At 51.5% G+C, this 12,976-nt stretch carries 10 protein-coding genes and 1 pseudogene; 7 read left to right on the plus strand and 4 right to left on the minus strand.

Translation table 11 applies throughout. The annotated features are described in order from the left end of the window. Positions 1 to 61: 61 nt before the first annotated feature. The 4 genes from J7439_RS09365 (at position 62) to J7439_RS09380 (ending at position 4,776) form a co-directional block, all read left to right on the plus strand. Positions 62 to 1,012 carry a ketopantoate reductase family protein gene (locus J7439_RS09365; protein WP_209201565.1) on the plus strand — a complete coding sequence of 317 codons (951 nt, stop codon included), beginning with the start codon at positions 62 to 64 and terminating at the stop codon, positions 1,010 to 1,012. A gap of 37 nt (positions 1,013 to 1,049) precedes the next feature. Beyond that, complete coding sequence (nadC, locus tag J7439_RS09370; RefSeq protein ID WP_209201566.1) at positions 1,050 to 1,946, plus strand: carboxylating nicotinate-nucleotide diphosphorylase; 897 nt, start codon at positions 1,050 to 1,052, stop codon at positions 1,944 to 1,946. A 32-nt stretch (positions 1,947 to 1,978) separates the two neighbouring features. Beyond that, a complete protein-coding gene (gene galE, locus J7439_RS09375; protein WP_209201616.1) occupies positions 1,979 to 2,998 on the plus strand; it encodes a UDP-glucose 4-epimerase GalE in 1,020 nt (339 codons plus the stop codon). A 68-nt stretch (positions 2,999 to 3,066) separates the two neighbouring features. Further along, on the plus strand, positions 3,067 to 4,776 hold the full coding sequence (locus tag J7439_RS09380; protein ID WP_209201567.1) for a DNA ligase LigA-related protein: 1,710 nt from the start codon (positions 3,067 to 3,069) through the stop codon (positions 4,774 to 4,776). A 175-nt stretch (positions 4,777 to 4,951) separates the two neighbouring features. Here J7439_RS09380 and J7439_RS26420 read toward each other — a convergent pair whose 3' ends face one another. After that, the gene (locus tag J7439_RS26420) at positions 4,952 to 5,443 is read right to left on the minus strand and encodes a pilin (protein ID WP_286198269.1); all 492 of its coding nucleotides are present in this window, start codon (positions 5,441 to 5,443) and stop codon (positions 4,952 to 4,954) included. A gap of 386 nt (positions 5,444 to 5,829) precedes the next feature. Between J7439_RS26420 and J7439_RS09390 the strand changes: the two genes are divergently transcribed. Beyond that, complete coding sequence (locus J7439_RS09390; RefSeq protein ID WP_209201568.1) at positions 5,830 to 6,288, plus strand: hypothetical protein; 459 nt, start codon at positions 5,830 to 5,832, stop codon at positions 6,286 to 6,288. Positions 6,289 to 6,434: 146 nt separating this feature from the next. Here J7439_RS09390 and hutH read toward each other — a convergent pair whose 3' ends face one another. From hutH to hutC, 3 genes are all read right to left on the minus strand, one after another. Further along, on the minus strand, positions 6,435 to 7,967 hold the full coding sequence (gene hutH, locus J7439_RS09395; RefSeq protein ID WP_209201569.1) for a histidine ammonia-lyase: 1,533 nt from the start codon (positions 7,965 to 7,967) through the stop codon (positions 6,435 to 6,437). Then, positions 7,960 to 9,693 (minus strand): urocanate hydratase, encoded by a 1,734-nt coding sequence (gene hutU, locus J7439_RS09400; RefSeq protein ID WP_353623030.1) that lies wholly within the window; start codon positions 9,691 to 9,693, stop codon positions 7,960 to 7,962. The genes hutH and hutU overlap by 8 nt, the downstream gene beginning before the upstream one ends. A gap of 137 nt (positions 9,694 to 9,830) precedes the next feature. Beyond that, positions 9,831 to 10,541: a histidine utilization transcriptional repressor HutC gene (gene hutC / locus J7439_RS09405; protein WP_209201571.1), complete on the minus strand. Its 711-nt coding sequence runs from the start codon at positions 10,539 to 10,541 to the stop codon at positions 9,831 to 9,833. A gap of 194 nt (positions 10,542 to 10,735) precedes the next feature. Here hutC and hutI point away from each other — a divergent pair. Both hutI and hutG read left to right on the plus strand, forming a co-directional pair. Continuing rightward, a pseudogene (gene hutI / locus J7439_RS27035) lies at positions 10,736 to 11,977 on the plus strand (imidazolonepropionase); the annotation flags it as partial. A 6-nt stretch (positions 11,978 to 11,983) separates the two neighbouring features. Continuing rightward, the gene (gene hutG, locus J7439_RS27040) at positions 11,984 to 12,955 is read left to right on the plus strand and encodes a formimidoylglutamase (RefSeq protein ID WP_353623031.1); all 972 of its coding nucleotides are present in this window, start codon (positions 11,984 to 11,986) and stop codon (positions 12,953 to 12,955) included. The last annotated feature ends 21 nt before the right edge of the window (positions 12,956 to 12,976 follow it).

Raw genomic sequence — 12,976 nt, forward strand, 5'->3', positions numbered from 1 at the left:
AGTATAGGCAGCAAATGGTAGACTCGGCGTATCTTCATCCTCTGATAGATTTTAGACATTCATGCACAATGATCCCTGGTATATTTTGGGCGCAGGCAGCATCGGTTGCCTTTGGGCCGCCAGCCTTTGCCATAAGGGGGAAAGCCCCCGCCTGATCCTGAGAGAAAGCAGCTATCAGCAATTTGACCAGAAACGCATTCCACTCAAGTTGTTAACGCCAGAGCAGACCTCCCGGTTTGCTGTGGATATTGTCTCGCCTGAAACGATCCACAGCCCAATCAACCGGCTGATTGTCTGTACCAAGGCACAGGATTCATTGTCCGCACTGAACAGCGTAAAGCCACATCTGGCGGATAACTGCCAAATACTGTTGCTGCAAAATGGCATGGGGAGCCAGCAGGCCATCAGGGACGCTTTACCAACACAAGCGATTTGGGCAGGTTCCAGTACCGATGGTGCTTATCTGTCAGCCCCCTTTGAGGTACGTCAAGCTGGCCAGGGTCAGACCTGGATTGGCCCCCTCAGCAGTCATCAACAATCCGAACAAGGCTTTTATGACCTTTGCAACAATTTCAGATTAAAGGTCAGCCAGTGCGATCCCATTGAGCAGAAGTTATGGGAAAAGCTGGCCATTAACAGTTGTATCAATGGCCTCACGGCATTGTTCGACTGCCGTAATGGCGAGCTGCTGGATAATGGCGAAAAGCAGGTCTGGCTGGATCAATTAATTACCGAGACCAGCGAGGTTCTGGCTGCGCTGGGGATGCCTGCCAACGCACTCAAAGAGAGCGTTTACGGTGTCTGCCAGATCACCGCCAGCAACCTATCATCAACCTGTCAGGACGCACGAAAGGGAAGAGCCACGGAACTCTCCTTTATTAACGGTTTTCTGATCCAACAGGCCAATTCCCTGGGAGTCACCGTCAACAGCCATCACCAACTGATGGACCAGTTAAATGCTACAGGCGTCAAAACAGGGCAGCCTGCAACGGCTTCTTCTTTGTGTATATAATCCTCGCCAAAGAACACCTGCAACCTCCGGAATGACCATGAAAGAATCCTATACACTGCCTGAAAACCTGAGCCCGGTTCTGCGAGACCAGCTTCAAGGTGCCGTAGAAACCAATGTTCGCAAGGCATTGGCTGAAGATATAGGCTCCGGAGACATTACGGCATCCCTGATTCCAAGAACCCAACAATCTGTCGCCAGAATTATCTGTCGAGACCATGCCATCATCTGTGGACGCCCCTGGTTTGACGAGGTCTTTCGTCAGATTGATCCCAATGTCCAACTGGAGTGGCATATTGAAGAAGGTGAACGAGTTGAGCCGAACCAGGTGCTGGTAGTTCTGAAAGGTGCTGCTCGCAGCCTTCTGACCGGCGAAAGGGCCGCCATGAATTTCCTGCAGACCCTCTCCGGCACCGCAACCCGCTGCCAGCGCTATGCTAGTCTGGTCAGTAGTACCAGCGTCAAATTGCTGGATACCCGCAAGACCCTGCCGGGCCTGCGGGTTGCCCAGAAATACGCCGTCGCTGCCGGAGGCTGCCACAACCACCGAATCGGACTCTTTGATGCCTTTTTAATTAAGGAAAATCATATTGCCGCCTGTGGTGGCATTGCCCAGGCGGTCGGCAAAGCTCACGAAATCGCCCCTGGCAAACCGGTAGAGATCGAAGTGGAAAGCATGGAAGAGTTCAATATTGCCAGAGAGGCTGGAGCCGATATCATCATGCTCGATAACTTCCCGCTGACCCAGTTAGCCGAAACCGTCCGGCTGAACCGGAAACTTCCCGGCAAAGCCCCGAAACTGGAAGCGTCCGGTGGTATTAATGATCAGACGCTGGTACCCATTGCCGAAACCGGAGTCGACTTTATCTCTATTGGCACACTAACCAAAGACTGCCAGTCTGTGGATCTGTCCATGCGGATCGTTGAGCAGCTTTAAACCACACGGAGGCAGCCTTGAGCAACAACACAATGAACAAAAAAATTCTGGTAACCGGGGGCGCTGGCTATATTGGCAGCCACACTTGCGTCGAACTCCTTAACGATGGTTATGAAATCATTGTTCTGGACAATCTCAGTAACAGCAGTGAGGAATCCCTGAAGCGGGTTCAGGAGATCACCGGCAAGACACTGGAGTTTGTGAAGGGAGATATTCGCGACCATAAACTGCTGAACTCGCTGTTCAGCAACCATGAGATATCCTCTGTTATCCATTTCGCCGGTCTGAAAGCCGTTGGTGAATCCGTCTCCATGCCCCTGGCTTACTACGATAACAATGTGCACGGAACACTGGTGTTGCTGGAAGCCATGAAACAGGCCAATGTGAAAACCCTGGCGTTCAGCTCTTCTGCCACGGTGTATGGTGACCCTGCCAGCCTCCCCATCAGCGAGGACTTCCCGACCTCGGCCACCAATCCTTATGGTCGTTCGAAGTTGATGATAGAGGAAATCCTTCAGGACCTTTATGTATCGGACAATAGCTGGCGAATCGCCTTGCTACGCTACTTCAACCCGGTTGGTGCACATCCTTCCGGTAGAATTGGTGAAGACCCGAATGATATTCCCAACAACCTGATGCCTTATATCGCTCAGGTTGCCATTGGTAAGCTGGACAAGCTCAGTGTCTTCGGTAACGACTACCCAACCCATGACGGAACCGGAGTCAGGGACTATATCCATGTAGTTGACCTTTCTATTGGCCATGTGCGTGCTATCGAAAAGTTGCAAAAAACCGAGGGCATCCATGCCTGGAACCTGGGGGTTGGTACAGGCTACAGCGTGCTGGAAATGGTCGCCGCTTTTGAACAGGCATCACAAAAGCCAGTACCTTACCAGATCGCCCCAAGACGCTCCGGTGATATTGCCGCCTGTTATGCCAATCCGGACAAAGCCCTCAGTGAACTGGGCTGGAAAGCGGAAAAAGGGCTGGAAGATATGGTGTCTGATAGCTGGCGTTGGCAGTCGGCTAATCCAAACGGTTATCACAGTTAACCAACTTTGGGGCGACTGAAAAGCTAAAAGGAAGGGTACCACCGGCCTTTTCATGCTTTAATCGAAGCATGAAAAAAATAATACCTCTCCTGTGGATAACCTTTCTTCTACCAGCGTGGGCAGAGAACTGCCCTCAGTGGGATCAAGGAGAAGCCACTGAGCAGATCAGCAGGCTTTCGGATGAAGTGGCTTACCATGATGAACTGTACTTCAACCAGAACGCCCCAATCATCAGCGATAGTGAATACGACGACTTGCTTGCCAGGCTGAAATACTGGCAAGCGTGCTTCCCTTCCATAGCATCAGAGAAACCCCTTTCCCAAACACCTGACAGTAAGTACACGATTCACCATCAGGCTCCAATGGGCAGTTTGAAAAAAGCTCAGTCTGCAGAAGAAGTAAAAATTTTTTTACAGCGAATAGCTGACAGTGGTTTTTTAGTACAGCCGAAGATTGATGGCGTTGCGGTGGAGCTGGTCTATAAAAACGGACTGTTAATCCAGGCTTCCACCCGGGGGAATGGCGAGGTTGGAGTCGATATCCTCCATCATATCCGGCAAATGCCACTGATCCCTGAAACACTGAGTAATGATGCAATAAACCAACTCATTCTTCATGGAGAGCTATTTGCGCGGCTTGATATTATTTCTCCATCAATGCTTGAGCAGTATGCCAGTGCCCGGCATCTGGTTGCTGGTCAGCTCAATCGGTCTGATCCAGAAACGGAAGCCGTAAAAGCCTTTGATTTTTTCCCATGGCGCTGGGTTAACAGCCCGTTTAATAGCGGTTTACAGTCAATAAAAGCTTTAGCAGCCATGGGCTTTCCTCTGACCCTGGAGCATACCCACAGAACGACATCCTACCCTGAAATCAAACAGCGCCTTGAGCACTACGCGTCTATCAAAAAACCCATATTTTTGATGGATGGAATTGTGATTAAGGTCGACAGCAAAACACTCAAAAAGCAGCTGGGCTGGGCAGGTAATACACCAGCCTGGGCCATGGCATGGAAGTTTCCACCAGCAACCACCACATCAAAAGTGGAGGCGATTGAATTTACCATTGGGCGAACCGGCAATATCACACCCGTGGTTCATATTGAACCTGTGACGCTTAAAAACAGAACTATCTCAACCCTTTCACTGGGGAGTATTCAGAACCTGGAGAAGAAAGAGCTTGCCGTTGGGGATCGAATCAGCATCAAACTCAAAGGGAATGCCATACCGGTCTTTGGTAAGGTGCTGTTTCGCCCTGCCAACAGAGTAAGCCCGGAACGCCCGGATACAAGCCGCTATACCCCCTTTACCTGCCTCACTATTGCACCAGGTTGTGAACAACAATTTGCCGCCCGTCTGATATGGCTAACCGGTAAGCAGGGGCTCGATATTGCAGCGATCAGCAAGCCAGCTATTCATCAATGGGTTCAAACGGGAACAATCCAGACACTGGTCGATATTCTGCAGCTGACACCCCATTCACTGCAATCGGCAGGTATTCATCCGCATGAAATTCAACAATACTTCGAATCCATTCGACGACCAAAACCCCTGGAGCAGCAGATCCGTGCGCTCAGTATTCCGGGTATCGGGAAAAGCAATGCTCGTGAGCTGGCTGGGTGTATAACGGATTTACAAGGATTGCTATCCAGGCAGCTGTCGGTTTGGTGCCCCATGATTGGCAGTAAACGGATGGAAGATTTACAGGGTTATGTGAACAGAAAGGAAGTCAGAAACTTAATTGAGTTCCTGGATGAGCGTAGTATTGGGGAAACCAGGTGAAATCACAGTTAGTCATGCTTTCAGGTCCTGAGGGTCCCGGAAATACATACCGGACCAGCCGAATGTTGAGCTGTCGGTTTTTCAGGAGTTATGGTGGATTGCGTTCAGGTTATTTGGGGACGGGGGACTGTTGTTGTCAGGCGTTCCCACGCAGAGCGTGGGAACGAAGCAAGCGTTAGTTTGGAAAAGCACCACCGGTATCGCCATTATATTGCTTGTACTTCACGACGGCATCTGTAGCACAAAGATTGTTTGCCGTATCATCTCCGCCATTATTGCAAGACATTACCCAGCTACCACCGGTAGCATCAGATCGGAAAATCAGAGTTTGAGTACCAAATGAACTCGCTGGCGTCACTATCAACTCTGCATAAGTATTGTCTTGATAAGCACCAACGGACACTCTGGTACCATCCGTCGTGGGTACACCACTGCCGGCGGCACCAGGTACACAGGCTTGAATGGTAGCTGTCTGTGCGCAAATCGCTATAGCTGTCTGAAATGCTTTCACTTCACTCAGTGCCGCCTGAGCAGTTGAGTTCCTGGTATACGCTTGATACTGTGGAATCGCCACCGATGCCAAAATACCAATGATCGCCACAACGATCATCAATTCTATCAGAGTAAAACCCGACGTCTTACGGATTTCCGACATCCTTGTCTTCATAATTTTTTCCTCGACCAATGAGTTTTTGACAGCGCGCTGAAGTCCATTGCTCAATCTTTCGGCACCGTCCTGCAGCTCTTTAAACAGGATAGTTAAGTTCAGTAATGGTGCAGTGCTACCCACTCACAAACCCGGTGACAGCAAAACCCAGCAGGTCATTTTGCTGACAGGGAAAATTCACCACAAATACGACATATCCCTTTGATTAGAATAATAAAACCACTAAACCCGGCTTTTTATAGAGTGAAACTACTATGCCGCTTATCGTGCAATACTCCCGGCCACGCTTCTTTTGACAGATCAGCTACTTTTTTTTGCCATTCGTCCGATAGCCAAAGTAATGACGCTGTTTATTCAAGAACGGTTCAAAACAGGCAGGCATGGCTATGCAAAATAAAACCCTGGTAAATAACCAGTTAGGCTCATGGCTGGCACGGATTGGTATTGCATCCATCATTGCTCTGTCAGCCTTTATCACTGGCTTTATTAGCCTGCAGTTCTTTTATCAGCAGAAAGTTGACAGCTATTTCTCGAATCTGGCTATCAACAATCTCTCAACCGATAAGTCTGCGCTGATTATCCAAACCAAAGATCACTGGATTACCACTACCGGTCAGCACCGGGAAACCTACAAGCCGCTGTTAGCGAAAGAGCTGGGCAATTATAAAAGTCATCAATACGTTGGCTGGTTTTCCAGTTTTAGCGACTGGCTGGGCAGCAATGACGGGCTACCATTTACGCTGCTTTATGAAGTTGAGTATGAGCATGGCGTAAGCGAAGAAACCTTTCTCTTCAAGGGGCTGTTGTCAACAAAGCTTGTTGCGAGACAGGTAAGGATTAATTAACTATTCATGTGTTTTGACACGTTCCAGAACAAAAACTCCAAAATAGACAGGGATAGCGCAAATTGGTCTCGCGCTCAGGTCGATCCCCGAAGGGAGCCGACTCGTGAATGGGTTAACCATATGTTGGATTTAGCCACCTGCACAAACTAAGAGTGGCTTGGCAACAGCTCTGCTGGCATATAAACGCTCAACTCACCACTGGCCACCAGCTCGGATGCATTCTGGATATCAGGAAAAAAATACCGGTCCTGATCGTAGAACGGTATATCTTTTCTCACTGTTTTCATCACCCGCTGCAACGTTTCCGAGGTTTTGTAGGGTTTCCTCATATCCACTCCCTGTGCCGCGGCCAGCAATTCAATACCCACAATAGACGCCGTATTACTGTTCATCTCCCGTAAACGACGGGCACCATAAGTTGCCATGGAGACATGGTCTTCCTGGTTGGCAGAAGTGGGCAGACTATCAGCAACCGAAGGATGACACAGGCAACGATTTTCACTGGCCAGGGCAGCCGCCGTGTTATGGGCAATCATAAACCCGGAATTAACGCCACTGTTCTTCACCAGAAATGGCGGCAATCCGCTCAGGTGTTGATCCACCAGCAACGCAATGCGTCGTTCACTGATGGCACCGATTTCTGCAATGGCCAGAGCCAATGCTTCGGCAGCCATACCGGTTGGCTCAGCATGAAAGTTGCCACCGGAAAGTATTTCATTCTGTTCAGCAAAGACCAGGGGATTATCGGTAACCCCATTGGCTTCCACTGCAAGCAGTCCGGCGGCATAACGCATCTGCTCCAGGCAGGCTCCCATCACCTGGGGCTGGCATCTTAGTGAATAGGGGTCCTGAACCTTGTCACAATCTATGTGTGCCTGCTCAATGTCACTGTGATCCAGCATGGTACGGTAGGCATGAGCAATATCAATTTGCCCTTGTAACCCACGTGCCTCGTGAATGCGAGGATCAAAAGGACGACGGCTGGCCATGGCTGCTTCAATGGAGAGGCTTCCGGCGATGATGGCTGATGCCATTAAATCTTCTGCACCAAACAGTCCCTGCAAGGCAAAGGCCGTACTGGCCTGAGTGCCATTCAACAGTGCCAGCCCTTCCTTCGGTGCCAGCTTCATTGGCTCCATACCGGCATAGGTCAGGGCTTCCATGGCCGTCAACTGCTGACCATCCAACAGGGCATGACCTTCACCCAGTAATAAACAGCTCATATGAGCCAGCGGCGCAAGATCACCACTGGCCCCTACCGACCCCTTCTCGGGTACACAGGGATAAACCCCCAGGTTAATCAGTTGAATCAGTGCTTCAATCAATTCCAGCCTCACTCCAGACAATCCCCGGGCAAGGCTGTTGATTTTTAATACCATCATCAGGCGGACAGTACTTTCATCCATAAACTGTCCGACACCTGTCGAATGAGAAAGCACGATGCTCCTTTGCAAATCCTCCAGCTCCTGATCCGGAATCCGGGTATTGGCCAGCAGACCAAAACCGGTATTGATACCATACACAACCCGATTTTCTGCCAGCGCATGATTCACGCAGGCCACACTTTGATGGATAGCCTCATAACAGTCCGGGGCCAGCTTGATCTGAACCTCGTGACGGCTAACTCTGTGCAGGTCACTCAGCGATAATTTTCCGGGGGAAATCACTAACTCAGTCATATTTGTGCCCTCCCGACTGCATGGGCAGATCCAGACCGTTCTCCTGAGCACACTCACAGGCAAGGTCATACCCTGCATCGGCATGGCGCATCACCCCGGTTCCCGGGTCATTCCACAGCACTCTACCCAGTTTTTCCCGGGCTTCATCGGTACCATCAGCAACAATCACCACACCCGAATGCTGGCTGTAACCAATCCCTACACCACCACCATGATGGAGACTCACCCAGGTTGCCCCCGAGGCCGTATTCAACAGGGCATTCAGCAGCGGCCAGTCAGAGACGGCATCACTGCCATCGAGCATACCTTCAGTTTCCCGGTTAGGGCTGGCAACCGAGCCGGAATCCAGATGATCGCGGCCAATCACCACTGGCGCACTCAGCTCACCACTGGCCACCATATCGTTAAAGGCCTGCCCAAGGCGGGCCCGGTCTTGCAAACCAACCCAGCAGATACGGGCTGGCAGTCCCTGAAAAGCGATGCGCTCTCTGGCCATATCCAGCCAGTTATGAAGATGTGCATCGTCGGGAATCAGCTCTTTGACTTTCTGGTCCGTCTTGAAGATATCCTCTGGGTCACCGGACAGGGCTGCCCAGCGGAAAGGACCAATCCCCTGACAGAACAGTGGACGAATATAAGCGGGTACAAAACCGGGGAAGTCAAACGCATTTTCAACCCCGACCTCTTTCGCCATCTGTCTTATATTGTTGCCGTAATCAACAGTTGCCGCCCCCCGCTTCTGCAGCTCCAGCATGGCCCGCACCTGAACAGCCATAGACTCTCGTGCAGCACGGGTAACAGCTGCTTCATCCGCCTGACGGCGTTCGCAGGCCTGTGCCAACGTCCACCCTTTGGGCAGATAACCATTCAATGGGTCATGGGCTGATGTCTGATCCGTCACCACATCCGGCGTAATATTGCGTTCAACCAGCTCGGGGAATATATCCGCCGCATTCGCCAGCAAGCCCACTGAAATCGCCTTACCTTCCGATTTGGCCTGTTCAATCATCGCCAGCGCTTCATCCAGCGTTGCCGCTTTTTTATCCAGGTAACGGGTTTTCAGGCGAAAATCGATTCGAGACTCATCCACTTCACAGGCCAGCATGGAAAAACCGGCCATGGTCGCCGCCAGAGGCTGCGCGCCCCCCATACCGCCAAGACCACCGGTAAGAATCCACTTGCCCGAAGCATCACCATTGAAGTGAGTTTTGGCCATGGCCACAAAGGTTTCGTAGGTACCCTGCACAATGCCCTGGGAACCGATGTAGATCCAGGAGCCAGCGGTCATCTGGCCATACATCATCAGCCCTTGTTTATCCAACTCATGGAAGTACTCCCAGTTTGCCCAGTAAGGCACAATGTTTGAGTTGGCAATCAACACCCGGGGAGCACCGGGGTGGGTCTTGAATACCCCGACCGGTTTTCCGGACTGGACCAGCAATGTTTCATCGGTTTGCAGACGTTTCAGAGTGGCCACTATCTGGTCGTAGCAAGCCCAATCCCGGGCGGCCCGGCCAATACCGCCATAAACCACCAGCTGTTCAGGATGCTCTGCCACCTCCGGATCCAGATTATTCATCAACATACGCAGAGGGGCTTCTACCTGCCAGCTGCAGGTATTCAGCTCAGAACCTCTGGGAGCCCGAATGATTCGGTCCGGATCAAATCGCTGATGCCCTTTACTGCCGGTTTTGCCAACGGGTTCTTTACCACCGGCTATAAGCATCTTCGCCTGTTCACTTGCCATATTCACCGTCCTCTACGTTACGCTGCTTTATTGTGGAACTGTCACCTGCACAGTCGTTATTATTGCCCCGGGAGGCTCTCGGTGTTATTCCTGTGATCCGACTTGTCGGCAGGTCATCAGGAAAACTGTAAGTGGTCTCCCAGGCGGTATCGGTCACCGGGGTGCATTAGCCTGGCCAGACTGACGACACCGTGCCGACACCAGCTTCTTCTCGTGATTCTCAGACAGGGAGCACCTTCCATAGCCAGTGCTTCGGCCACTTCTTCCGAAGGCAATACCGCTTCCACGACATGTGTCGCTTCTGTAAGCGCTGCAACCCTGTTCAGATAAACATTGGGCGTTTCCCTTGAAAAATCCTGTTTCAGGTAATCCGGAGCAAACCGCGGATTAATATGACGTTCTTCCCACTGCAGTGGCAGGCCATTTTCATAGTGAACAATAATGGAATGAAAAACGGTCGCTGACTCCGGTAACTCAAGAGAAACCGCAATGGCCTCGGACGCCTTTTCTTCAGACAGAAGCAATACCCGGTTGCTGTAACCATGCCCTCGCCCCCTGATCTCGTCGGCAATATTTTTCACCGTCAGTATTGACGATTGTGGCTCAATAGGAGCCACAAAAGTACCCAGCCCTTGCTGGCGCATCAGCACGCCCGAAGCCGTCAGCTCCTGCAGCGCCTTTCTGGCGGTCATCCGGCTTACCGAAAATTGCTGGCAGAGCTCATTCTCAGAAGGAACCTTGCGGGATTCTGTCCACTCACCGCACTCAATCTTGTCCAGAATAAAGTGCTTAATCTGCTGATAACGGGGTAACAGGCTCTGATTCATAATTTATTTGTGCCAATTGGGGCTTTTCAGACGTTCCGGCGATCCCGGGGAACCGCAGCTTGCTCATATAGTTTTATTGTATATAGTTGTATATACAACCTAATAATAATCCAATTTGTGCGATTCTGCTAAAAATGCCGATTATTCTTGAAGCAATCGTTCATCACTCAGTCAACCAATAGCGGCCGGACACCATGAACAACAGTCACGCTGACGCATCATTGACCTCCTGCGACCTCCTCATCCGGAATATTCACCTGGCCACCATGGATCCGGCTCACACGTCAACCTGCCCCTATAACAGCATCCGTCAGGGAGCCGTTCTGGTGCAGGACGGAAAGATTGTATGGGCAGGGGTAGAATCCGACTTACCACCAGGCAGCAAGGCCAAAGAGACCATTGATGGACAAGGGCAATGGTTAACACCCGGGCTGATCGACTGCCACACGCACCTGGTCTATGCCGGGGACCGCTCCAGAGAGTTTGAACAGCGACTTGAAGGCGTCAGCTATGAAACCATCGCCAAACAGGGAGGCGGTATTCTCTCCACTGTCAAAGCCACCCGGGCAGCCACGGTTGAAGAACTGGTTGACGACTCCCGCCCACGACTTGAGGCACTACTGGCTGAAGGGGTCACCACACTGGAAATCAAATCCGGCTATGGTCTGGATACGGAAACCGAAGCCAAAATGCTCCGCGCGGCAAGTCTGCTGGCCAGTGAGTACCCTGTCACTGTCGTTCGAACTTTTCTGGGTGCCCACGCTTTGCCACCGGAATACAAAAACCGGGCTGACGATTATATTGACTACGTTTGCACTGAGATGATGCCTGCGGTGGCCAGAGAACAGCTGGCCGATGCCGTGGATGTGTTCTGCGAAACCATTGCCTTCTCACCGGAACAGACCGAACGGGTTTTTAAGGCAGCCAAAGCCCATGGGTTGAACATCAAACTCCATGGCGAACAACTCTCTGACAGCGGCGGCACCCAACTGGCGGTAAAATATCAGGCGCTTTCCGTGGATCACCTGGAATACCTCAGCCAGTCCGGTATTGAAGCGTTAAAAAACAGCAACACAGTAGCCACTCTGTTGCCGGGAGCCTTCTATTTTCTTCGGGAAACCAAGCTGCCACCTATTGAAGCATTAAGAGAGGCTGGAATTCCAATTGCCATTGCTACCGACCTGAACCCTGGCACCTCCCCTTTCGCCTCTATACGGCTGATGATGAATATGGCCTGTACCCTGTTTCGTATGACACCTTCCGAGGCACTGGCCGGTTGTACCCGCCATGCGGCACAGGCACTGGGTCTTCAGGACAAAACCGGCAGAATCAGAAAAGGACTGGATGCCGACCTGTTACTCTGGCCTGTCAGCCATCCTGCCTCTCTGGCGGCCGGGCTCACGGGCATCTCCCCTTCCCTGATCATAAAAAGTGGCCAAATTGTGCAATCAACCATCTCCGGAAACCCACCATTCTCCTGGTCTGGCCGTATCGATCAGGAAACCGATCCACAGGCTGCACAGCGCTGGCACCAGAAAGTTCGCCCTTATGCACCGGGGGGCGAACAAGGGGTTGCTTTACTGGGGTTTGAGTCTGATGAAGGCGTCCGGAGAAATCAGGGACGACCCGGAGCCGCCAAAGGGCCCGACCATATTCGACAGGCACTGACCAACCTTCCCTGGAATCGCACTGCCCCGGTTTGGGATGCAGGCAACATTCGCTGCTATGGCACCAACCTTGAACAGGCACAGCAGGAATATGCCGGGCAGATGTGCCAACTATTAGACAATGGTCAATTAGTGATTGGTTTGGGAGGAGGTCATGAAATTGGCTGGGCCTCTTACCAGGGACTTATGATGCATCTGGAAAAACTGGGGAAGGGTAAAGACCCGATCAATGTCGGCATCATCAATTTTGATGCCCACTTTGACCTTCGTTTACCCGAAGTGGGTCCCAGCTCAGGAACTCCATTCTGGCAGGCTTCTGAATACGCCCGGGAGCACAACATCCCGTTCAACTATCTTTGTTTTGGCATCAGTGAAAGCAGTAACACCCAGGCGCTTTTTAATCGAGCTGATGAACTGGGTGTCGCCTATCGACTCGATAAAGAAATGACACTGCTGAACCTGGCATCGTTACAGCAAGATCTCCAGCAGTTTGTCGGCCGGGTAGATCATATTTACCTGACCATCGACATTGATGCCTTCCCAGCCGCCCTGGCTCCCGGGGTAAGCGCACCCGCTGCCAGAGGCATTCCACCGGAGGTTGTTGAACCTTTGCTGGATATCATCAAACACTGCGGCAAGCTGAAACTCTTTGATATCGCTGAAACTTGCCCGAAACATGATATTGATGCACACACGGCCCGGCTTGCGGCGCGGTTAATTCATCAGCTGGCTGGGCAACCCCGGTAGATTATTCAGAATGCATCATCG

Source organism: Salinisphaera sp. G21_0 (assembly GCF_017744115.1).
Taxonomy (GTDB): domain Bacteria; phylum Pseudomonadota; class Gammaproteobacteria; order Pseudomonadales; family Endozoicomonadaceae; genus Endozoicomonas.